The sequence below is a fragment of the Imperialibacter sp. genome, from assembly GCF_040222815.1.
GTDB lineage: Bacteria > Bacteroidota > Bacteroidia > Cytophagales > Cyclobacteriaceae > Imperialibacter.
The window spans coordinates 39,894-61,055 of record NZ_JAVKCH010000018.1 but is presented as its reverse complement, the minus strand read 5'-3'; the positions used below and the strand labels follow the sequence as shown (position 1 = coordinate 61,055).

Genomic DNA, 21,162 nt, shown 5'->3' with positions numbered 1-21,162 from the left:
TTTTTTTTTGCTCCCTGCACCTTTGTATCGTCGGTTCGGCGAAAGCAACTAAGCCAACGCCTTCCGACTGAGATAAAAATTTTTAACCAAAACAATTACAGTTATGTACGCTTTAAAAAACAAAGTGCAGTTGATCGGAAACATGGGTGCCAAAGCAGAAGTGCGCACCACAGACAGTGGAAAGAAAATGGCAAGGTTTAGCCTGGCAACGAACGAGAGCTACCGCAATGCAAAAGGTGAAAAGGTTGAAGAAACACAATGGCACCAGCTGGTAGCCTGGGGCAAGCTGGCAGAAATCACAGAGAAGTATACGGACAAAGGATCGGAAATGGTTGTAGAAGGCAAGCTGGTGCATCGCAGCTACGAAGACAAAGAAGGCAACAAGAAGTACATTACCGAAATACAGGTAAATGAATTACTTCTTCTTGGCGACAGAAGCTCGTCGAAGTAATGCTATCAACTTTAAATGCTGGCCGGTCAACTGATCGGCCAGTTTCTTTTTACAACTTTCTTAACTTCACGATCTCCATGAAGCATTCAGATACATCCAATCAACTCTTTCAACTGGCAGCCTCGTTTGTCAACCACACCAGCAGGCACCTATTCCTGACCGGAAAGGCTGGTACCGGAAAGACCACTTTTCTAAAACACATTGTAGAAACCACAGGAAAAAACTATGTGGTAGTGGCACCCACAGGTGTAGCCGCTATCAACGCAGGTGGGGTCACCATGCACTCCTTTTTTCAGCTTCCGTTCGGGCCTTTCCTGCCTGTCAAGCGCAACTGGACAGGACAAGAAACCGATGGCGCTCATGACAAGCTATCGCTGTTTCAGAAGATGAAAATGCACGGCAACAAGCGCAAATTGATGCAAGAACTCCAGTTGCTGATCATCGACGAGGTATCGATGGTGCGGGCCGACATGCTTGATGCCATCGACCAGATTTTGCGGCACTTTCGCCGACGCTTTCACGAACCATTTGGCGGCGTGCAGGTGCTTTTGATAGGCGACCTGTATCAGCTACCACCCGTAGTGCAAGACCATGAGTGGACCCTGCTCGAAGAACACTACAAAAGCCCTTTCTTCTTTGATGCACATGTGATGTCAGAAGCATCTGTATTGCGCATTGAATTGCAGAAAATTTACCGCCAAACGGAGAAAGATTTCATTGGGTTGCTCAATGGTATCAGAACCAACACTGTCACCAGAGAACAGTTGGCCTTACTCAACAGGCGTTTTCTTCCCGACTTTAGAATTCCTGAAGGAGAAAACTACATCACCCTCACCTCCCACAACCATAAAGCGCACGCCATCAACGAAGAAGAGCTCTTAAAATTACCCGGCAAGACCTACAATTTCAAAGCGTCAGTAGAAGGTGAATTCAGCGACAGGGCCTACCCTGCCGACGAGGTCCTGCAACTGAAAGTCGGTGCGCAGGTGATGTTCATCAGAAACGACAAGGGAGAAGAAAGGCAGTACTATAATGGTAAAATCGGCATCGTCAAAAGTATTGACGATGACAAGATCATCGTCTCTACACCGGAGGACAATTCGACGATTCGGCTGGTCCAGGAAGAGTGGCAGAACATGCACTACTCTTACAACACCGAAAAGAACAGCATCGACGAAAAGATAATGGGCCGGTTCAAGCAGTACCCGGTCAGGTTGGCTTGGGCCATTACCATTCACAAGAGCCAGGGCCTGACCTTTGACAAAGCGATTATCGATGCTGGCCAGTCGTTCGCTTCCGGCCAGGTGTATGTGGCCCTCAGTCGATTAACCAATATGGAAGGCTTGGTTTTGCGCTCAGCCATTCCAGCACAAAGCATCCTTAGCGACGACAAAGTCAATGAGTTTGTGTCTCAGTCGGAAAGCGAAGAATCGCTTTCGCCCTTGCTGAAGATCGAGCAAAAGGCGTTCATTGAGAATAAATTGACGACCACCTTTCAATGGCAGCCAGTTTGCCAGGAGGTGACTGATTTTTACAAAGGCTTCGACGGTCGGCAGGTGCCTAACAAAGAAGAAGCTGTGGAGCTGTTCAGCAAAATGGTGCAAACCACGCTGGGTCACAAAAATGTGGCGGATAAGTTCCTGGCCCAGCTTCAAGGCTTGTTACCCCACGCCGAGCAAGACAAGTACGCCCAACTCCATGAACGCATGTCGGCTGCACAGGCCTATTTCGACAAGCGAATGGCAGAAGAGGTCTTCCAGCCCCTGAAGGCGCATATCGCTTCAATGATGAAAAAGCAGCGTATAAAAAAATACCTGAAAGAACTTCACGCACTCCAGGTGCAGTTGCTCGCCCGGCAACAATTGATTGAACAGGCCCTGCTGCTAACCAAAGGCTTAAGCGAAGGGATCGACAGCAGCCAGGTGTTGCAGCAAGCGGACAAACATCACAGGGAGGTGGTTGAGAAGCTTCCACCTCCTCCCCGGCTGCCCAAAGCCAAGGCAGGCGACAGTAAGCAAACATCAATGGACTTGTTCAAAAAGGGCAAGTCCATTGCTGATATAGCCAAGGAAAGAGGATTGGCTGTGGGCACTATCGAAGTCCACCTGATCGATTTTATCAAGACGGGAGAACTCTCCATTTTTGATCTGGTGCCCGTAGAAAAAGTGGAGAAAATACTCCCGTTGGTGCAAAAGTCTGAGAACTTCAGCGCTACTCCCATCAAGGTTCAGCTAGGCGATGACTATAGCTACAATGACATCAGGGCCGTTTTCAATCATTTCCTCTGGAATCAAAGTCAGAATTGATTTCAAATAATTATATTTGCACACATAATATGTGTGCTATGAAGAATGTAACACTTTCAATGCCTGACGACCTCCTTTCTAAAAGCAGGGAGTATGCAGAAAAACATGGAACAACCTTGAATGAAATGATAAGGGACTACCTAAAGAAAACCGTCAAGTCTGACCAATCTGATTTCATAAAAAGGTTAGAGTTGCTTCAGCAGCAAGTGCAGGTAAAAACTAAAGGAGAACGATTCGATCGTGATGAGCTTTATGAGAGGTAAAGTATTTATCGACACTAATTTTTTGATATATCTGTTCAGTGAAGATGATCAGATAAAAAAAGTCCATTGCACTCAATTGATAGATAGCCTTAGAGACAAAGTTGTTCTGGTTTGGTCAACACAGGTAATGCAAGAGTTTTACAGGGTAATGACTGTTAAACACCACATTCCACCTCAAGTAGTGAAAGACATCCTTCAGCTATTCGATGATTTTGAGCTTGTTATCAACAACAAGGAAACAATTAATACCGCTATTGACATACAGACGGTTAATAAGATTTCGTTTTGGGATAGCCTGGTAATAAGTGCTGCCTCTCAGGCAAAATGCACAACAATACTTACTGAAGACCTAAATAACGGCCAACTTATTCAAGGGGTTTTTCTTCAAGACCCATTCAAACTGGATTCGCCATGAAAAAGAAACCTAAGGTCAAAGATCAAGCCATCAAAATCTCCAGCCCAGTCTGCTTCATTGACAGCTCCGAACTCCGGGAGGAATACAAAGCTCTTCCCAAACCCAAAAAAAAACAGCCAAATCAGACCAAAGGCAAAAAGGAAAAATAGCACCTAACTACTTTTTCCTGGCAACCAACCTAAGAACAATTCTTGTGATCCATTGTTCGTTATGTACCTTGCAACTCCTACAAACTCAATAGCTATGAAAAAAATTATCAGTATTTTACTTATCGCAGGTGGTATATACCTGGGATATGAAGGTGTAACCCAGCTCCAGAATTCATCGGCATCGTTGAAAGTGGGCAAGTTGGAGCTTTCTGCTAAAAATGAAACTAGCGCAACTACCGCCTACATTTATCTTGGTTTCGGAGTGCTCCTGGTTATTGGGGGCGTCTATGTCCTGAGAAAATCATAAAAAATGTCAGGTCACATGACCTGACATCCATATCTCCAGCGCAATCAAAAGCGTCCGTTTAGCTTTTGATTTCAGCGGTTCCTGAGCCAGTACTCACTTTAATTCTCACATCAGAAGACCCCATCTTCTTTGTTTTCTTCACTGTGGTATTGCGGCCATTCCCTATTTCCTCAGTGCTGTCAAAATCAAAGGGAGCATCAATATCACCATTGTTTTTGTTGGCCTCCATTACTATCACACCCTCAATCTTATTCCCTTCAAAGTCAAGCGTTGAATCGCCTGAGCCACTGTTAACCGATATATCATAAGCCGGTGTGGCGGCTAAAGACACCTCCACGTCTCCTGAGCCAGAATTAAATGAGCTTCCTCCCGCAAGTGTTAGCTTTTCAGCACTCACATTACCGCTTCCCACATTGGCACTCACTTCAGCGTCTACGGAGTACAAGTCGATGTTGCCAGAACCAGCGTTGAAGCTAAGGTCGCCTTTAGACTCTCTGGCTCTGATATTACCAGACCCGGTATTCACCCTGATTTTTCCATTCGAATTTTCAATTCGGGTATTTCCAGAGCCCGAATTAGTGCTCAGGTCGGCCATCAGTCCGCTGATCTGTACATCGCCGCTACCTGTATTGAAGCTGATGATAACTTCATCCGGCACCTTGATTGTCCATTTCGAGTCTCCACTCCAGCTTCTACGGTTCTTCATCTTTTCTTCATTGATAACAAGCGTCGAACCCTTTTGCTCTATAGTGGGCTCATAGTCGTCAATGTCGTGCTCCATCGCCACATATACTTTGCCATCAGCAGATTTCTCAAAAAAGGCATCGCCGGATGAAATGCTCATAGTTACTTTATTGATACCACTGAACGTTCTGTCTACCTTCTGCTGTGCTGTTGCCATTCCCGCCACCATAAACAGTAAGGCTACAGTTAATCCTGGTTTGTTGAGTAATTTCATAGTTTTTGACTTAGAGTGATTAACCTATTTACGGGAAAAGACATAAGTCGATCACAAGGGTTGCATGCATCCTTAAATCGACCTCTCAATACCTATTTACTCATTCCGCAAAGAGGCGGTCGGATTGCGGCGAGCTGCCTGCAGGGACTTATAGCCAACGGTAAGCAACGCTACCAAGGCAACCACAAGTCCGGTTACTGCAAAGGTGGAAACTGAAAGCCCTTCCGTGTAGGCGAAGGTACTCAGCCATTTGTCCATCAGCCAATAGGCCAGTGGGCTGCCCAGTGCGAAGCCAATCAGCACCAGCAACAGAAACTCTTTTGAGATCAGGTAAACTAGCTGCTGGTTGGAGGCTCCCAGCACTTTCCTGATGCCAAACTCCTTCAGCCGCAGTGAGGTTGCGAAACTAGCCAGACCAAGCAGGCCGAGACAAGCAATAAAAATTGCCAACCCTGCCGCCAGGGCAAAGACGGTTCCTCTCTTCACATCATCCCGATAATACCGCTCCCACTGTTGGTCAAGAAAATTGTATTCAATAGAACCTTCTGGGGCAAACTTATCATGCACAGCACTTGCATGTTCCAGCACGTTAGATGGGTCGCCCTTCGTATTGAGCACGAAGTAGTCGATGGACATTATCACATTGTTCCACGGGCCGATCACCATCGGGCCAATCTCTTGATAAAGTGATTCGAAATTGAAGTTTTCCACAATCCCAACTACCTGAAAAGTAATGGATTCTTCCCCGTCGTGAAATTGAATCCTCTCACCTACTATGGTTTCGACCCCAAGCACGGCTGCTGCTTTTTCGTTGAGCAGAACATGGAGAGAATCTACCTGGTCGTTGCCTGTAAAATTACTCCCCGCCTTCAATTTGATGTCAAATGTTTCAAGTGCATCAGGGTCAAAACCCATAAAACGCATCAGTTGGGGGTCTTCGCCTGCCGTCTTTGTAACAGAAACAGCAGGGAGTGATTTCCACTCACCAGGCACCCGACTGACTGCCGCCACATTCAGCACATCAGGGTGCGATGCAAACTCACTCTTCATCGCTCTGAAGCTTCTCCGAACATTTCCTGAGTTAATATCAATCACCATTTTTCGTTCTTTGTCGAATCCCATATCCCGGTTTTGTACATAGTCCATTTGATTGTACACCACAGCGGTAGCTATGATCAGAACAATGGACAAGGAGAATTGGAAGACCACCAATACTTTTCGGGATATCAAATTCCCCACCTTTTGAAAATGCCCGCCCAGCACCTGGCCCGGTTGATACGCTGAAATAATGAAAGCAGGTACCAAGCCAGAAAAGATGCCGGTTATAGCGCTCACACCGAAGATTGCCACAAGGATGGAGGGCTGTTGAAGATAAGGGATTTCGATAGTTCTTTCAGTAAGGCTATTGAACCATGGAAGTGCCAGTTCTATAAGCCCTAATGCAGCAATTAAAGCGACGGTTGAAACCAACATTGACTCCACTAAAAATTGGCTTATCAGCTGCCCCTTTGATGCACCAACTACTTTGCGAATACCCACTTCCTTGCGTCTGAAAATAGCTCTTGCAGTCGCAAGGTTGATGTAATTGATGACAGCGATGACAAGCACAAAAACGGCTATGAGCCCGAAAATAATGATATATTGCTGATTACCCTTGGCATGCTGTGTGGGAGTATCAATGTCTACAGACCTAAGATGCACATCTGTAAACGGCTGCAATTCAAAATCCCTTGTCTCCCACTGCTCTCCCAGGTTGTCTTTTAGAAACGCCTCCTTCTTTTGCATGATAGAAGCAACAGCCGACTGATCGTTCAGCACCAGAAATGTGCCGCAATTTCGAGGCTCCCAACTGGCGAAATATCTTTGGTAATTTTCGCTCCACATTTTTATATCGGCGAGATAAAAAAAATCAGGCTGAAAGCTCGAGTTTTTTGGCACATCCTCCACTACAGCTACCACCTTGCAGGAGCCAAAGCGGTCAGAGTCAATCATTTTGCCAACAGGGTTCTCCGTGCCAAAATACTTTTTGGCAGCCGAATGAGTCAAGATGAGATCCACCCCATTGTTTCCAACGTCCTGGGAGATGTTTCCTGCTGTAAATCGGTGGTCGAACACGTCAAAATATGATTTCTCAACCACATAATAATTTCGCTCCAGAAATTTTTTCTCACCAATTGTGTGCATAGCACCCCCAAAAATAAACACCCTGGCAACGTCCTCCACCTCAGGAAACTCAGCTTTCAACGCCCCTCCCATGGCCCAGTTCGTGAAAATAGTTTTCACTTCTCCCGCTTCAGGAGTAGTCCCACTTTCTACAATTCTATAAATCTTATCAGCTTTCGAGTGATACAAATTGAAGCTTTGCTCATACCTGATATAAAACATGAGGATCAAAAACACTCCCAGACCTACCGACAAGCCCAGGACATTGATCAGTGTGTAGCCTCTGTGCCGCAGGCTGTTGCGGAGTGCTGATTTCAAGAAGTTCTTCAACATAGTGATAGCAGTTTTACTTTTGCTGGCGCTTTTGCAATCATCGTTCCATAAATTATTTAACTGACAGTCAATTAATTGCAAACATATCACTTCCAGCTACAAACCTGATTTGCCCGCTGGCGGACGGTAGCGGTCACTGCCAAACATTAACCAGCCTGGAGCTCTTTTCTGCCTGGTAAGAACACAGCTATGATACCCAACAGGGGGAGGAAAGAACAAATGGCAAAGACATATTCAATGCTCGTCCGATCAGCTAATTCTCCCAAGAACGCCGAGCCGATGCCGGCGGTACCGAAAGCCAGGCCGAAGAACAAGCCAGCGATCATACCTACTTTGCCAGGCACCAACTCCTGGGCATAAACGAGGATGGCCGAGAAAGCTGACGACAATATGAGGCCAATAACTACGCTTAACACCCCCGTCCAGAACAGGCTGGCGTAAGGCAGCATCAGTGTAAAAGGCGCCGCACCAAGTATCGAGAACCAGATCACATACTTGCGGCCAAACCTGTCCCCCATTGGGCCACCCAAAAATGTACCAGCGGCAACTGCGAACAGGAACATAAACAAGTACAATTGAGACGACTTTACCGTTACGTCAAATTTTTCAATCAGGTAAAAAGTAAAGTAGCTGCTCATGCTGGTCATATAGATATACTTGGAAAAAATCAGCAAAAGCAAAATAGTCAACGACCAGATTACTTTCTTAAGAGGTAGGGCAAATATCCTTTCGGGTTCAGCAACCGTCCGTTTGGCTTTCCTACTCTTGACGACCAACTGAAACTTGTACCATTTGCCTACATTGGCCAATATAATCATCGCTAGCAAAGCCAGCAGCGAAAACCATATAACGTGAAATTGCCCAAGCGGAACAATGATCAACGCTGCTAACAACGGCCCCAAAGAGCTTCCCGCATTACCGCCTACCTGAAAAAGTGATTGGGCCATTCCATGACGTCCGCCGGAGGCCATATGAGCCATACGGGATGCCTCGGGGTGAAAAACCGATGAACCAAGGCCAATAAAAGCTGCCGCCACAAGAATCATGGAAAAACTTCCCGCCATTGACATCCCCAGAAGCCCTAGTAGCGTGAAGCCCATTCCTATGGCCAGCGAGAACGGCTGCGGTCGCTTATCGGTAAATGCCCCAACAACAGGCTGTAGCAGGGAGGCCGTAAGCTGGAACGTAAGTGTAATCAAGCCAATCTGGCCGAAAGTGAGTTGATAGTTCTCCTTCACCATAGGGTAAATGGAGGGGATCAGCGACTGCATGGTGTCGTTCAGCAGGTGTGAAATACTAAGGGCCACCAGAATAGAAAATGTGGCTTTGTTGGTGGTTTCGTTGGCCATGGTGGCCGCAACTGCTCCGTTATTCATCAATCTTCTTCTATTATGTCACGCAAAACTCTTACTGCCGACCATATGCATTGCAAATTAACGCAGTTGTCAGAAATAAAATTCTCAAAAGTATTGAAATGAATAATGGCACTCCGGTGTGTACGATAGCCTGAGTGCACATGAAAGGAACCTTTACCCAAATACGGCCCGATTGCCAGTGGGTTGTTCTAAGAAAAGCTGCCGGAAAGAAACGCAGCAGGATTCAACCTAACGTCACTAAATCTATTACTATGAATCGCTATTTGCTTCTGTTTGCACTGATTGTCGGTTGTAAATCACAGCCCGAAAAGCCGTGGGAATACCTTGGCCAGGCAAAGCCAGGCACCACTCCTGAAATGTTTGCCCCTGCGAATGTCTCAACTGGCAACAATGAAAGAGATTTTGCGATTTCCCCCGATGGAACTGAAATCTACTATTCTCTGGTGGGCGTCCAAAAGAGCGTGATAGTGATGCGCAAGTATAGTGGAGAGCAATGGGAAGCCCCTGTGATTGCTTCATTTTCTGGCGATAGCTATGATATTGAACCTGCCTTTTCACCCGATGGATCGAAGCTTTATTTTGCTTCAAGGCGGTCGCTAACAAATGGTGGCCCAGAGAAAGACTTTGATATTTGGTATGTCGAAAAGCAACAGGACGGAAGCTGGACGGAAGCCAAAAATATGGGTGCGCCTGTGAATTCCGATGGCCATGAGTATTACCCATCTGTAGTCAAAAGTGGCAACCTTTATTTCACACTCAGGCTGGAAGAAGGTGGCATGGGCGGAGAAGACATCGTTTTTTCCAAATTTGAAAACGGCAGGTTCATGGCACCTGAACCATTGGACTCTGCGGTCAATTCATCCACCGACGAATACAATGCCTTCGTTGACCCGGACGAACGATTTATCATTTTCGGCTCCTGGCAAAGGGAAGGCAGCCAGGGAGGTGGCGACTTATACATCAGCAGAAAAGATGCCACGGGCAAGTGGCTGCCAGCCGTTAATATGGGAGCGACCATCAACAGCCCACGACTCGACTATTGTCCTTTCGTTTCGCCAGACGGACAGTGGCTTTTTTTTACTAGCGAGATTGTCAAGTCTTCCGATCAGATCGAAGGCTCTCTAAGTTACGAAGGATTTGTCAGGCAACTCAACTCTCCGGGCAATGGAAGAGGAGACATTTATTGGATAAGGATGCCGGTAGTCGAAAAGTAGCGTTCGAAGATTGCTACCGATTGGCGAAAAAAAACAACGGCAAAAAAAATTCCGCCGTTGTACTCTACCAACCGAATCGCTTGATTTTCCTGCAAGCTTCTATTAAATACTTCTGATGATTGTGCTATAAGATGTAGAACGCCCTGGGCTGCATCGACTCTGGAATATGCTTTTCACGTAACATTTGTTTCAAGTCACGCTCAATATTTCTCGAAATTGCCAGCACTGGGGTATCAGTCGGCTTATTCTCAAAAGGATCCTGAAGATGGATAGCCATTTTTTCTATGAGAAAAAAACATGCAGCAATCACTACAAGAATTGGAACCATGAAAAAACCAAACAGGTCGAGCATAGCAAAGGGCAATAGTAATATGAAGAAGTGCAGAGCAAGATGTATGTACAAGCTGTAAGTAGAAGGAAAAACAGTGTTCTTTATGCGTTCACATTTTCCCATAGAGTCGCACAGCCTGGTAAGAGTTTTATCGATTTCAACCTGCTGAAAATCGTTCAACCATCCTTTTTGATAGGCGTTTCGCAAATCAATAGACTGGAGAAGGGTAAGCCCTACATGCACATTGTCGTAGCTCGCCAGAGACTCAAGCTCATCATCATTTACATGGCCTTCCACAAATGGGAAGGGATTGTCTTTCCTCAACCCCTTACCCAATGCGTAGCACCAAGCCACTTGCCTATGAATAAACCTCTCCTGAAATCTCCGGGATGAGTCCGGATCAATGTCTTCATTTACCAACGACAACACCTGCCTGGCAAGTGTCCGGCTGTCGTTTACAATAGCTCCCCAGATTATCCTGGCCTCCCACCACCTGTCGTAGGCTTGGTTGGACCGAAAAGCAAGTAGTAATGAAATGATAGTTCCCAACACCGTTGGAACCGTCATCGGTATGGAAATTTCTGAAATATGATAATTCTGGTAAACTATTTCGATGGCGATGCCATAGCCCATAACAACCAAAATCTCATACTTGATTTTCCCAACGATGTATTTAACAGGAATACTTCCCTTTAGTAACATATGCTTCGTTTAACGGTTGAGATCTAAGCCAACTAAATCCGGGCAAATGGAGTTGAAAGGGATTGGAAAATAGCCGAAGAATCGATATCCACCGACTTACACTCCGATTGCCTGATCAAAGTCCTCATGTCGACGCTATTGGCGGACAAGTCTCCAAAACTTTGCTCAGAAGAATAAACAATCAAAGACACGTCGTAATAGTCTAGATAACTTGAAAAAAGCATTGGGGTGGTACCGTAAAAAAAATCAACTATTACGTTCTTTACCTTGTAGGAAAATACATCTTTCAAGTCTTCAAGCTCCTTCAAAAATTCAGGGGAAACGTATTTTCTGCTTTCATTTCTATAACTCCCAAAAAGCAAATCCTGTTCGCTATCTGGCATATTAAAAGCGTGAACAAACAGTAAGCGGATATCGCATTCGAAAGCTTGAACGGCCTCTTGAGCCACTTTAATCGTATTGGAAGTAAAATCTGCAGGAACAAATATAGTTTTCATATCGCATTTTGTTTTTCTAAAACTGCGATTGAAGAATTAAGATGTGCTAAGATTCAGATTACAATCTGCTAAGAACACTATTAGAATGTGATTAGAGTGCTGCTTCCATTAAATGGGGGAAATAGGCTATGACAGTGGTGCCCTGCCCTTCTTTGCTTTTTACATTTACATGGCCTTTGTGCATCCTTATAATGTTGTTGGCGAGCGGAAGACCAACACCATGTCCCTGATATTTATGTGTATTTGATGCCCTGAAAAACGGCACAAATACCTGTGGTAAGTCATGCTCGGGAATCCCAATACCCTGATCACTCACCTGAACATATATCCGCCTGTCGTCCGTAGTCACCCTAATTCTCACCTTGTTATTATCAGAATACTTACATGCGTTCATAACGATATTGCTCAACGCAACCCTCAGCAAGGTACCATTACCTTCCAAACACAATTTGCTATTGTCGGCAGGCAGACCTCCAAAGTCTACCTCTACTTTATTATTAAAATGAATTTTGTTAATCGTATTCTTCACCGAAAGGATGATTTCGTCAAGCCGAACTTCACCCCAATGTTGTTTTACGCCGTCAAAGCCCGTTTGAGCAATGGCCAGCATCCCATCTATCAACTCCTTAAGTTTTTCTGCTTCATAGGTAATGACCTCAAGAGACTGCCTCATGCTATCAGAAAGCTCGCCCTCATCCTGACCAAGTTCCGCTTCTCCAGCAATGATGGTCAGCGGTGTTTTGAATTCGTGCGAAGCGTTACTGATAAAATTGTTTTGCATCTCGAATGTCATTTGCAGACGAATAAGCATGTCGTTAAATGTATGCGTAAGGTCTGCTACAACATCATCACTTTTGGTGTCCTCAAGGCGTTCATTTAAATTGTAAACACTGATCCCCTTCACCTTATCAATAATCTCCCTTACTGGCTTAAATATTTGATTTGAGAAAACTCTACCCAAAGAATAGGCAACGATGATACTTCCGAAGAAGCCGAACAGTAATAGCTTTTTCAGGTAAGCAAGTTCTTCCATTCCAAGCGTGTCCACCGCTTCGGAAACCACCACAATGTCTTTCCCCCCCTCATTGATGAGCTCTCCAACGTAAAAGACGTTATTAGAAAAATGACGCACTCTGCCTTCTCGTAAAAGCTCCTGGTAAAAAAGGTCGTCCAACGGCAGGTTTGGCTTTTGTGCCAGTTTCATCCCCGAACCATCGTCTGCAAACTCAATAATGTAGTGATCTTCGTCGGGCAGGTTTTTAAGATGCCTTTCCTTGACTGTATGATAGATTGCGGCATTGCTCTCATCATCTTCCAGGTAGGCGTGTCCAATGATGGCCGCCCTTACTTCCAGTCGGTGAAAAAACATCTCGAAGGTGCTCCTCTCCGAAAAAATATAAATGAAGATGCTCAGTAAAAGAATTATCGCTCCGGTAATACCCGTAACTATCAGTGATATCTTATTATGAATGCTCATTCTTCGCTCCTCATGACATAACCCATTCCGAACACCGTATGGATGATCTTATTGTCACTATTTGCATCAATTTTTTTTCGTAAATAGTTGATATATACGTCGACTACATTGGTGCCCAAATTGAAATTAATATCCCACACGTTTTCAAGAATTTCCATTCGGGACAGTACCCTATTCCTATTAGCGAGAAGGAATTCGAGTAGCCGAAATTCGGTGGCCGTCAGGGATATTTTTTTTCCTGCCCGGGTCACTATTTTTGTAGCCCTGTCCAGCTCAATGTCAGAAAATATCAACTTGTCTCCTTCGTCAGGCCGAGCACCAGGTCGACGTGTTAGCGTCCGCACACGGGCATTCAGTTCGGCAAGTTTAAAGGGTTTAGTCATGTAGTCGTCGGCTCCTCCATCAAGTCCAGCCACAATATTTTCGGTGGTACTGAGTGCCGTAAGCATCAACAGTGGCGTATGCGAATTCTTTTTTCTGAAATTTTTACAAACTTCCATGCCACTCAAAACAGGTATCATCAAATCCAATATAATCAAGTCAAAATCATTATTCAACGCCATTTGGAGACCGGTTTTTCCATCCATAGCTACGCTCGTGTTATAGCCGGAGGAAGAAAAGCTTCTCTGAATAAGCGAAATCACACTTGGCTCGTCTTCTATTAATAGAATATTCATTTGATGGTATAATCAATACAGGAACTTCAAACAAGATATAAAAACTGTCAAATAGCCAAAAAAGTTTGAACAACCTTCGCCCTCAACAATTTCACTGGCAACTCAAGACACTGTTAAAAAAAAGAAAGCGCTGGGAAACCCGGCGCTTTTCAATCAGGAACCTAACCTAATCAACCTATATTATCTTTCTCGGGTCAATCCAGCTTCACCTGCATACGACCCAGCTTAGTACCTTTGTTATACACCTCGATCTTGTAAATTCCGGTTGTCAATTTTTCCTTAGGAGTAAAAACCATCTCTACCCTTTGAACCATCTCAAACTGGCCCGGATAAACTCCAAGGCTTGCGACAGGATTTCCATCTCCCTGCAAGAGGTGATGTGAAACAGTGCCATCAGCTTTGGAATAAACTTTTGAACCAGGAGACACTACTTTGAACTCAAGGCCACCAAGCGCACTCTGTGGCACGTCGAACACAAAGTTAATTTTCTTGGCTTTCTTAGCTCTTACCGTTAATTTTTCATTCTTTTTGGTAACAAGCACAAGGTTATCCTCGGTCAAAGCGGTAAGGAGACCCATGTTTTCAGTAAGGACTTTGTTGTCCATTTCCAACTGAGCAATCATGGCATTGGCATTGGCGTTCTCTTTTCTCAGGTTGCCGTTTTCATCCCGAAGCTTGTTAATTTCTCCGTTAAGGCTGGCAATTTGCGAATCGAGACCTGATTTCAAAGCTTTCAACTCAGCTATTTGCCTGTTCAGCTCTGCTATAGAACCATTGCTCCGTTTAATCTGGCTTAGTTGGGCTTCCTTCTCAGCCAGGTTATCGTTCGCCTGAGCCAGGAGATGATCAAGATTGGTGTTTTTGCCTGTCAGAGAGGCTATCTCTTTTTTAAACTTATCAATCTCTTTCTGAAGTTGAAGTTTCTCTGAAAGCAATGCTTCAGATTTAAGCTTCTCCTCGTTAAGACTGGCGACCGCCTCCTTATTCAGGGTGATATAGTGGGCGCCAATAAAAAGGCTTACAAACAAAAGCCCGGCTATTACATAAGCTGTGACTTTAATTCTCGATGTTGATGATGACTCGCTCATACTTTTGATGTTTATGATACAATTGTACGACGGTCACCTAAAGGCCCTATTAGTGCGAGATTAAAATGGCATTAAATTTTTTTCTTAACCGGAAGCGTTAGGGTAAAAGTGCTGCCCTTGCCCTTTTTTGACATAAGTGTCAGGGTACCCTCGTGCAGTTTCACTATTCTTTGCACCAGCGACAGTCCTATGCCGTGGCCTTTGATGTTTTGGGCATTGCTTCCCCGGTGGAAAGGCTCGAAAATCAGCTCCTGTTCTTCTTCGTCTATTCCGATGCCAAAATCCCGGAAAGTCAGCACTAGCTGTCCCTTGTCTGGTTCAACACTAACTTGCACTTCATGAGGGTCAGAGTATTTGCACCCATTGTCCATCAGGTTGAGCAAGGCAGTCTTTATCAATTGTTCATTGCCTACGATGGTCAGCTGATCATCTTCCAAATCTTCGTTAAACGATATTGCCACCTTGTACGAAGGGTTTCTTTTCTGCAGCTCACCAGCGCTTTGCCAGAGAAGCTCATCCACCCTTATAGAACCAAAGGAGCTTTCAACACTCTCAGAGCTCGCCTGTGCCAGCAGCAGCAGCCTGTTAGACAGATAATTCAGGCTCTTAATGTCATCAAGAACAGAATTTACAGTGCGTTTATAATCTTCGGCAGTTCTATCGCTTAGTAAGGTCACTTCAAGCTGGCCTGTGATGGCCGTAAGCGGCGTTCGCAACTCATGCGAGGCATTCGCAATGAAGTTCTTCTGAAGTTTGAAGGCCTCTTCCAGCCTGTCGAGCATTTCATTGAATGTGCCAGCCAGGTGAGCCAGTTCATCCGTTTGGTTTCCCTCGTCCACCCGGCTGCTCAGATTACTTATACCAATGGCATCGACCTGAGCAATTACCCGGGAAATGGGACTTAGCGTACGTTGGGCAAAAATCCGTCCTGATATGAAAGTAAAGAGTAAGCCTGCTCCAAAAACAATGAAAAGCACATTCCGCAGGTTGTCCAATTTTCGGTAACCAAAAATATCGGTGGCCGAAGCAACCACTACCACTCTATCGTACTGATCAGTAAAAAGTACGCCGAGCACCTCCTGGTTTCCGAACACAAACCTTACCTCTCCTTCCAGCCTTATCCGGTTAAGCAGTGGCTCATTTACGGCTACCGTTTGCTCTCCCTCAGAGCTATAAAGCACCTGGTTTTGGTAGTCGAAAATAGTTATTTCTTCATTTGGCAGACTCACCGGGTTGTTTTCCTCAATCTTCCGCAGCAGCTCTGCGTCCACCTCCTCTACTTCAATAAGCAGTTTGGCCACATTTCTGGCTTTGTTCTCTATCCTTTCATAAAACTCTTGCTTGCGATACTGAGCCGATAAGTAATAGATCGCCAGGGAAGAAGCGCCCATGATCAGCGCCACTATCAACAAAAAAAGGAAGGTGAGCTTGTCCCTGATTTGCATTAGGCTTTTTCAAAAATATACCCCATCCCTATCCGGGTATGGATGAGCTTGTCCTCAAAGTCCCTGTCTATCTTTTTCCTCAGGATATTGATATATACTTCCACTACGTTGGTGCCGGTGTCAAAATCAATGTCCCACACTTTCTCCGAAATATCGATCTTCGACACTACTCTGCCTTTATTCCTCATCAGGTATTCGAGTAATCCAAATTCCTTCGCCGTCAGGTCTATTTGTCTATTTCCCCGATGAGCCACTTTTTTATCAAGATCAAGGGTCAAGTCGGCCACTGTCAACACATGTGAGACTACTTCCTCTCTCTGACTTCTGCGGGTAAGTGCTTTGAGCCGCAGCAGCAATTCCTTGAATTCAAAGGGCTTGACCAGGTAGTCGTCGGCACCAGCCTCAAAACCATTGACTTTGTCTTCGGTGGTACCCAGCGCAGTGAGCATGATTACCGGCAGTGAAGGTTTATTGTTCTTTATCGCCCGACAAAGTTCTACCCCACTGATAAAGGGGACTATCACATCCAGAACTGCGACGTCGTAAGACCCCTTTAGAAATAAGGTTAGCCCCATTTGCCCGTCAGTAGCCAGGTCAACCACATAGCCCTGCTCTTCAAGCCCCTGCTTGATAAATGATGCCACCTTTGCTTCGTCTTCTACCAGTAGTATGTTCACACTATTCGTCTTTTGTTCGGTATTACACCTTAGTGAATCTAAAGTACACGTACTAACGCCATTATTCCACAAAAACTCATGATAATACAGAGATATGAAAAAGGATTAAGCCTCAAATTAAAACGATATTAAAAACAACATTTTTTGGTGAAGCTCGTATTTACATGTACATACATATAAACTAATCTTGAGTTGATGTAACAGAGGATTTTTCTCTAACTTCAGCTCAGAAAGGAGAACAGAAAATGAAAACCGTTTTGCATCAGGCAAACACCAGAGGCCACGCCAACCACGGTTGGTTAAACTCTTATCATACGTTCAGTTTTGCCCAATACTACAACCCTGAAAGGGTACATTTTGGCGTGCTGAGGGTATTGAATGATGATACAGTAAGCGGCAGCATGGGCTTTGGCACTCACCCTCACGACAATATGGAAATCATCTCCATTCCATTGTCAGGAGACCTTGAGCATCAGGACAGCATGGGCAACAAACAGGTGATCAGGCAGGGAGATGTGCAGGTACTGAGTGCCGGCACAGGCATCTATCATAGTGAGAAGAACTTCCACAAAGACAAAGAGGTGAAATTCCTTCAAATATGGATGTTCCCCAACAAAAAGGATGTGACACCCCGCTATGACCAGATCACCCTGGACGCTGACAAAAAACACAATGCATGGCAGCAGGTGTTGTCGCCCAATGCGGATGATGAGGGTGTGTGGGTACACCAAAATGCCTGGTTTAGCATGACCAAGCTTGACGCCGGCAAGTCGCTCGACTATGAGGTGAAAGGAAAAGGCAATGGCCTTTACTACTTTATTCTGGAAGGCGACGTAGAAGTGGACGGACAGAAACTGGGCAGAAGAGATGGCTTCGGCGTATGGGAAGCTGACCACAGCAAGCTAACCGCCTCCACCAATGCTGAAGTGCTGTTAATGGAAGTACCTATGAATTAAACGAAGTGATGGCTGGCAGATTGATCTGTCAGCCTTTTTAATATCTTACAACCATGCTAGAGGTAAAACAACGGAAAGAAGACTCAAAAGGATCATTCTACATAGAATCGGAAGGTCGCAAGGTGGCCGAGATGACCTACAGCAAAGCTGGCACAGATCGTATCATTATTGACCACACCGAAGTGGGTGGCGAATTGCGTGGCGAGGGTGCAGGTAGGCTAATGGTAGAGAGCGCCGTAGCTTATGCCAGAGCAAAGAAGATAAGCATCATCCCTCTTTGCCCTTTTGCCAGGTCCGTATTTGATAAGAACCCCGAATTAAGAGACGTGTTATGAACATGGACGCTTGTAGGACTATCAATAACCCCGACAAAAAGAGGTTTGAGTTAGAGATTGATGGTGTTCTGTCTGTGATAGAATACACATTCAAGAAATCAACCAATCAAATGTTCCTTATTCATACGGAGGTAGATCCGTCATTGAGAGGAAAAGGAGTGGCCAGCAAGATTGTAAAAGAAGCACTGGACATGATCAGAACGGAGGGCCAGGAGCTGGTGCCACTTTGTCCGTTCGTGGTGGCGTTTTTGAAAAAGCACCACGAGTATCATGATCTGATGAATGAAACAAACAAAGCAAGATTCAAATAACACCCATGGCAGAAGCAACAGCAACCCCAAACGGCGCAAATTTTCAGGTGAGCGCAAAAATCCGCCAGCACGAAGTATTGCTCGATGAACCCGAAGACAAAGGAGGAGGAGATACCGCCCCTACGCCCTCAGAGTTTGTTTGTGCAAGCCTTGCTGCCTGCACCACTATCACGTTGCAGATGTATATTCAGCACAAAGGGTGGGAGGCGTCTGTTGAATCAGTGAACGTAGTGTATGAAACGGTTGATGGCGTGGGCACCTTCAGGAGAAAGGTAGTGCTGGCTGGCTACACCCAGGAGCAGCTACCCCGGCTTACTGCCGTGGCCAATAGCTGCCCCATTCACAAAATGCTCTCAAAAGCTAACCCAATAGACACAGAAATTAACTAAACTGATATGGCCGACAACATAAAAGAGTACAATAACGGAGAGGTAGCCATCATTTGGCAGGCTGAAAAGTGCCAGCACTCGGAAAAATGCTGGAGAGGTTTGCCTGGAGTGTTTAATTACAAGGAGCGTCCCTGGATAAAGCCTGATGGCGGAACAACTGAAGAAATTATTGAGCAGGTGAAAAAATGTCCTTCGGGCGCCCTTACCTACAGAATGACGAGCAAATAGACTGGATTGGTGCTGTAACTTCATCCTGAAAATCGGCCTGTTAAATCAATTATTTATATTTAGTCTAAATAAACTTTAATTTCTCAAGGGACTTGCTGTTATTTGCAGACTGAGGATAAAATGCCTGATGTCTGCACCTAACATAATCGTAGCTGATACACATGAGTTGTCCGTCGCCGGCTTGTTATACCTGGTGCATCAAGCTTTTGAAACCGTACAGGTAGAAACGGCCAAGAGCCGTGTTGCATTGAGCAACGTCCTGAAAAATTTTCGATCCGGCATCCTTATAGTCAACCCATATGGGGTGAAAGACCTGGATCCAGCGAGTCTCTTAAAAGTGCTTACCGACAACCCTCAAGTATACCCTCTCCTACTTGTTCCTCGCATCGATCAGGGAGACTTAAAGCCACTGATCAAATTGGGCTCCATTGGCATCATCACCAAAAACTGTAGCCTGCGGGAGGTTTTGGCGGCCCTTGAAGCTGCAGTTCATCAGGAGAAATTCGTTTGTAACAAAGTGATGGAAGCTTTCCTGCCAGTAAATGCGCCCGACGACCAGCTTTCCGGAAACCAGCTTTCTGAAAGAGAAATCGGGGTTATCCGATTTATAGCAAAAGGCATGTCGACAGAGGAAATTGGAGAGGAACTGCACCTAAGCCCTCATACCATTCACGCCCATCGAAAAAATATCCTGAAGAAGATGAACGTGAAGACACCAGTGGAACTCGTCGTAAAGGCTATCCGGGAGAAGCTTATTACTGTTTAGTTTCCTCAATCAGTCAAACCTAGACTTACTCGTTATATCTGTATGAGCAATAAGAGAATTTTTATAGCTCATAAAATAGGTATATATTGAGCTATAAATAGAAAAATATAGCTCATGACTTGGAACTGGCAGCACAAAGAGTGGCCCCAATTCAAATACCGGATTGACATTTACGAAGGCTACGAACGAGACTTCCTCCACAGAGCGGGGATTATGTTTGGAAGCATGAAGCATATCGGTGTAGCCGACCAGGATGTTTTGAAGGTTGATTTAATGAGCAATGAAGCTTTTAAAACATCAGAAATTGAGGGTGAGTTTTTGAATAGAGAATCTCTACAGTCTTCTATTCGACGACAATTTGGCCTCAAAACTGATAGTCAACGGAGAATTACTCCCGCTGAAGAGGGAATAGCTGAGTTAATGATCGACTTGTATAGAACATATAATGCTCCCTTAGATGAAAGTCAACTCTTTTCCTGGCATGAAATGCTGACTTCCGGGAGAAGAGATCTTTTGGATATAGGCACCTACAGAACACATGAAGACCCCATGCAAGTGGTGTCAGGTGCGCTCAGCAATCCCAAGGTGCACTATGAAGCCCCTCCCTCTTCAAGAGTGAAAAAAGAAATGGACACCTTCATCGCATGGTTCAATGCGACAAACCAGCCCTCTTCAAACCCGCTCTCACCACTTGTAAGGGCTGGGATAGCCCACCTGTACTTCGAAAGCATTCACCCCTTTGAGGATGGAAACGGGAGAATAGGAAGGGCTATATCCGAAAAAGCACTTTCTCAGGCGCTTGGAAAACCTACACTCATTGCCATTTCTCATGTTATCGAAAGCAACAAAAAGGAATACTATGAGGCTCTCCAAAATAATAGCACTAGTTTAGCTATCGATCAATGGCTGGAATATTTTTGCCATCTGGTTATACAAGCGCAGAGTCACACACAAAGCACAATTGATTTCCTGATTGAAAAGGGCAAATTTTTCAATCGGTTTTCAAACGCATTAAACCCACGTCAGGCCAAAGTAATAGAGCGAATATTTAAAGAAGGTATAAACGGCTTTAAAGGCGGCCTTAGTGCTGAAAATTATATTCGTATTACTCAAACCACCGCCTCTACCGCCACCAGAGACTTGCAAAACCTCGCTGAGCAAGGGGCACTCAAAAGAACGGGCGTAAGAAAAGGAACAAGGTATTATCTAAACATCGACCACGAAAGCACGGCAGTCTATTAGCTTGTCGACGTCCTGCTTTTAGCAATTTTAGATCCTTCAACCGGCTGGTGCCTTCACGACACATTTTCGAAAAGCACCACACACAACTGGCTCGTTCGCAGTGATA

General features: G+C 45.1%; 23 protein-coding genes. 13 read left to right on the top strand and 10 right to left on the bottom strand.

Translation table 11 applies throughout. The features are described from left to right. Positions 1-103: 103 nt before the first annotated feature. The 5 genes from RIF36_RS07305 to RIF36_RS07285 all read left to right on the top strand — a co-directional run bounded on the left by RIF36_RS07305 (position 104) and on the right by RIF36_RS07285 (position 3,891). On the top strand, positions 104-451 hold the full coding sequence (locus RIF36_RS07305; protein ID WP_151999034.1) for a single-stranded DNA-binding protein: 348 nt from the start codon (positions 104-106) through the stop codon (positions 449-451). Between the two features lie 77 nt (positions 452-528). Then, positions 529-2,757 carry a helix-turn-helix domain-containing protein gene (locus tag RIF36_RS07300; protein WP_350121621.1) on the top strand — a complete coding sequence of 743 codons (2,229 nt, stop codon included), beginning with the start codon at positions 529-531 and terminating at the stop codon, positions 2,755-2,757. A gap of 38 nt (positions 2,758-2,795) precedes the next feature. Then, positions 2,796-3,020 carry a DUF6364 family protein gene (locus RIF36_RS07295; protein WP_350069648.1) on the top strand — a complete coding sequence of 75 codons (225 nt, stop codon included), beginning with the start codon at positions 2,796-2,798 and terminating at the stop codon, positions 3,018-3,020. Next, positions 3,010-3,435, top strand: a complete 426-nt coding sequence (locus tag RIF36_RS07290) for a PIN domain-containing protein (RefSeq protein ID WP_350121717.1) — start codon at positions 3,010-3,012, stop codon at positions 3,433-3,435. The genes RIF36_RS07295 and RIF36_RS07290 overlap by 11 nt, the downstream gene beginning before the upstream one ends. Positions 3,436-3,678: 243 nt before the next feature. After that, the gene (locus RIF36_RS07285; RefSeq protein ID WP_350091711.1) at positions 3,679-3,891 is read left to right on the top strand and encodes a hypothetical protein; all 213 of its coding nucleotides are present in this window, start codon (positions 3,679-3,681) and stop codon (positions 3,889-3,891) included. A 58-nt stretch (positions 3,892-3,949) separates the two neighbouring features. Here the strand turns inward: RIF36_RS07285 and RIF36_RS07280 are convergent, their stop codons facing one another. The 3 genes from RIF36_RS07280 to RIF36_RS07270 form a co-directional block, all read right to left on the bottom strand. Beyond that, positions 3,950-4,849 (bottom strand): DUF4097 family beta strand repeat-containing protein, encoded by a 900-nt coding sequence (locus RIF36_RS07280; RefSeq protein WP_350121625.1) that lies wholly within the window; start codon positions 4,847-4,849, stop codon positions 3,950-3,952. A 96-nt stretch (positions 4,850-4,945) separates the two neighbouring features. Beyond that, positions 4,946-7,345: an ABC transporter permease gene (locus tag RIF36_RS07275; protein WP_350069663.1), complete on the bottom strand. Its 2,400-nt coding sequence runs from the start codon at positions 7,343-7,345 to the stop codon at positions 4,946-4,948. A 146-nt stretch (positions 7,346-7,491) separates the two neighbouring features. Continuing rightward, a complete protein-coding gene (locus RIF36_RS07270) occupies positions 7,492-8,721 on the bottom strand; it encodes an MFS transporter (protein WP_350069666.1) in 1,230 nt (409 codons plus the stop codon). A gap of 251 nt (positions 8,722-8,972) precedes the next feature. Here RIF36_RS07270 and RIF36_RS07265 point away from each other — a divergent pair, with 251 nt between their 5' ends. Then, positions 8,973-9,935: a hypothetical protein gene (locus RIF36_RS07265; protein ID WP_350121628.1), complete on the top strand. Its 963-nt coding sequence runs from the start codon at positions 8,973-8,975 to the stop codon at positions 9,933-9,935. A 124-nt stretch (positions 9,936-10,059) separates the two neighbouring features. On the opposite strand, the gene RIF36_RS07260 is transcribed toward RIF36_RS07265, so the two are convergent. The 7 genes from RIF36_RS07260 to RIF36_RS07230 form a co-directional block, all read right to left on the bottom strand. Further along, on the bottom strand, positions 10,060-10,968 hold the full coding sequence (locus RIF36_RS07260; protein ID WP_350117866.1) for a bestrophin family protein: 909 nt from the start codon (positions 10,966-10,968) through the stop codon (positions 10,060-10,062). A gap of 32 nt (positions 10,969-11,000) precedes the next feature. Then, on the bottom strand, positions 11,001-11,465 hold the full coding sequence (locus tag RIF36_RS07255) for a hypothetical protein (protein ID WP_350121630.1): 465 nt from the start codon (positions 11,463-11,465) through the stop codon (positions 11,001-11,003). A 91-nt stretch (positions 11,466-11,556) separates the two neighbouring features. Next, positions 11,557-12,942: a HAMP domain-containing sensor histidine kinase gene (locus RIF36_RS07250; protein WP_350121632.1), complete on the bottom strand. Its 1,386-nt coding sequence runs from the start codon at positions 12,940-12,942 to the stop codon at positions 11,557-11,559. After that, positions 12,939-13,619, bottom strand: a complete 681-nt coding sequence (locus RIF36_RS07245; RefSeq protein WP_151999024.1) for a response regulator transcription factor — start codon at positions 13,617-13,619, stop codon at positions 12,939-12,941. Before RIF36_RS07245 ends, RIF36_RS07250 begins: the two co-directional genes overlap by 4 nt. Positions 13,620-13,813: 194 nt before the next feature. Beyond that, positions 13,814-14,707 carry a DUF8429 coiled-coil domain-containing protein gene (locus RIF36_RS07240; RefSeq protein WP_350121634.1) on the bottom strand — a complete coding sequence of 298 codons (894 nt, stop codon included), beginning with the start codon at positions 14,705-14,707 and terminating at the stop codon, positions 13,814-13,816. Positions 14,708-14,778: 71 nt separating this feature from the next. Beyond that, positions 14,779-16,152, bottom strand: a complete 1,374-nt coding sequence (locus RIF36_RS07235) for a sensor histidine kinase (RefSeq protein WP_350121636.1) — start codon at positions 16,150-16,152, stop codon at positions 14,779-14,781. Next, a complete protein-coding gene (locus RIF36_RS07230; protein WP_350121638.1) occupies positions 16,152-16,829 on the bottom strand; it encodes a response regulator in 678 nt (225 codons plus the stop codon). The genes RIF36_RS07235 and RIF36_RS07230 overlap by 1 nt, the downstream gene beginning before the upstream one ends. Positions 16,830-17,074: 245 nt before the next feature. Here RIF36_RS07230 and RIF36_RS07225 point away from each other — a divergent pair, with 245 nt between their 5' ends. The 7 genes from RIF36_RS07225 (at position 17,075) to RIF36_RS07195 (ending at position 21,056) form a co-directional block, all read left to right on the top strand. Continuing rightward, positions 17,075-17,785 carry a pirin family protein gene (locus RIF36_RS07225; RefSeq protein WP_350121640.1) on the top strand — a complete coding sequence of 237 codons (711 nt, stop codon included), beginning with the start codon at positions 17,075-17,077 and terminating at the stop codon, positions 17,783-17,785. Positions 17,786-17,838: 53 nt separating this feature from the next. Beyond that, a complete protein-coding gene (locus tag RIF36_RS07220) occupies positions 17,839-18,120 on the top strand; it encodes a GNAT family N-acetyltransferase (protein ID WP_350121642.1) in 282 nt (93 codons plus the stop codon). After that, positions 18,117-18,431: a GNAT family N-acetyltransferase gene (locus tag RIF36_RS07215; protein ID WP_350121644.1), complete on the top strand. Its 315-nt coding sequence runs from the start codon at positions 18,117-18,119 to the stop codon at positions 18,429-18,431. Before RIF36_RS07220 ends, RIF36_RS07215 begins: the two co-directional genes overlap by 4 nt. Positions 18,432-18,436: 5 nt before the next feature. Continuing rightward, entirely contained in the window at positions 18,437-18,820 is a 384-nt protein-coding gene (locus RIF36_RS07210) for an OsmC family protein (RefSeq protein WP_350121646.1), read from the top strand. A 6-nt stretch (positions 18,821-18,826) separates the two neighbouring features. Continuing rightward, entirely contained in the window at positions 18,827-19,048 is a 222-nt protein-coding gene (locus RIF36_RS07205; RefSeq protein WP_350121648.1) for a (4Fe-4S)-binding protein, read from the top strand. Positions 19,049-19,175: 127 nt separating this feature from the next. Then, positions 19,176-19,814 (top strand): helix-turn-helix transcriptional regulator, encoded by a 639-nt coding sequence (locus tag RIF36_RS07200; protein ID WP_350091669.1) that lies wholly within the window; start codon positions 19,176-19,178, stop codon positions 19,812-19,814. 114 nt (positions 19,815-19,928) lie between these two features. Beyond that, on the top strand, positions 19,929-21,056 hold the full coding sequence (locus RIF36_RS07195) for a Fic family protein (protein ID WP_350121650.1): 1,128 nt from the start codon (positions 19,929-19,931) through the stop codon (positions 21,054-21,056). Positions 21,057-21,162 lie beyond the last annotated feature (106 nt).

Bases quoted from the DNA above. Each gene is read 5' to 3' on its own strand.
- RIF36_RS07255 (WP_350121630.1), bottom strand. From the start codon at position 11,465: ATGAAAACTATATTTGTTCCTGCAGATTTTACTTCCAATACGATTAAA.
- RIF36_RS07290 (WP_350121717.1), top strand. From the start codon at position 3,010: ATGAGAGGTAAAGTATTTATCGACACTAATTTTTTGATATATCTGTTC.
- RIF36_RS07265 (WP_350121628.1), top strand. From the start codon at position 8,973: ATGAATCGCTATTTGCTTCTGTTTGCACTGATTGTCGGTTGTAAATCA.
- RIF36_RS07210 (WP_350121646.1), top strand. From the start codon at position 18,437: ATGGCAGAAGCAACAGCAACCCCAAACGGCGCAAATTTTCAGGTGAGC.
- RIF36_RS07250 (WP_350121632.1), bottom strand. From the start codon at position 12,942: ATGAGCATTCATAATAAGATATCACTGATAGTTACGGGTATTACCGGA.
- RIF36_RS07300 (WP_350121621.1), top strand. From the start codon at position 529: ATGAAGCATTCAGATACATCCAATCAACTCTTTCAACTGGCAGCCTCG.
- RIF36_RS07240 (WP_350121634.1), bottom strand. From the start codon at position 14,707: ATGAGCGAGTCATCATCAACATCGAGAATTAAAGTCACAGCTTATGTA.
- RIF36_RS07200 (WP_350091669.1), top strand. From the start codon at position 19,176: ATGTCTGCACCTAACATAATCGTAGCTGATACACATGAGTTGTCCGTC.
- RIF36_RS07305 (WP_151999034.1), top strand. From the start codon at position 104: ATGTACGCTTTAAAAAACAAAGTGCAGTTGATCGGAAACATGGGTGCC.
- RIF36_RS07295 (WP_350069648.1), top strand. From the start codon at position 2,796: ATGAAGAATGTAACACTTTCAATGCCTGACGACCTCCTTTCTAAAAGC.
- RIF36_RS07215 (WP_350121644.1), top strand. From the start codon at position 18,117: ATGAACATGGACGCTTGTAGGACTATCAATAACCCCGACAAAAAGAGG.
- RIF36_RS07275 (WP_350069663.1), bottom strand. From the start codon at position 7,345: ATGTTGAAGAACTTCTTGAAATCAGCACTCCGCAACAGCCTGCGGCAC.
- RIF36_RS07195 (WP_350121650.1), top strand. From the start codon at position 19,929: ATGACTTGGAACTGGCAGCACAAAGAGTGGCCCCAATTCAAATACCGG.
- RIF36_RS07280 (WP_350121625.1), bottom strand. From the start codon at position 4,849: ATGAAATTACTCAACAAACCAGGATTAACTGTAGCCTTACTGTTTATG.
- RIF36_RS07285 (WP_350091711.1), top strand. From the start codon at position 3,679: ATGAAAAAAATTATCAGTATTTTACTTATCGCAGGTGGTATATACCTG.
- RIF36_RS07225 (WP_350121640.1), top strand. From the start codon at position 17,075: ATGAAAACCGTTTTGCATCAGGCAAACACCAGAGGCCACGCCAACCAC.
- RIF36_RS07235 (WP_350121636.1), bottom strand. From the start codon at position 16,152: ATGCAAATCAGGGACAAGCTCACCTTCCTTTTTTTGTTGATAGTGGCG.
- RIF36_RS07205 (WP_350121648.1), top strand. From the start codon at position 18,827: ATGGCCGACAACATAAAAGAGTACAATAACGGAGAGGTAGCCATCATT.
- RIF36_RS07245 (WP_151999024.1), bottom strand. From the start codon at position 13,619: ATGAATATTCTATTAATAGAAGACGAGCCAAGTGTGATTTCGCTTATT.
- RIF36_RS07220 (WP_350121642.1), top strand. From the start codon at position 17,839: ATGCTAGAGGTAAAACAACGGAAAGAAGACTCAAAAGGATCATTCTAC.
- RIF36_RS07270 (WP_350069666.1), bottom strand. From the start codon at position 8,721: ATGAATAACGGAGCAGTTGCGGCCACCATGGCCAACGAAACCACCAAC.
- RIF36_RS07260 (WP_350117866.1), bottom strand. From the start codon at position 10,968: ATGTTACTAAAGGGAAGTATTCCTGTTAAATACATCGTTGGGAAAATC.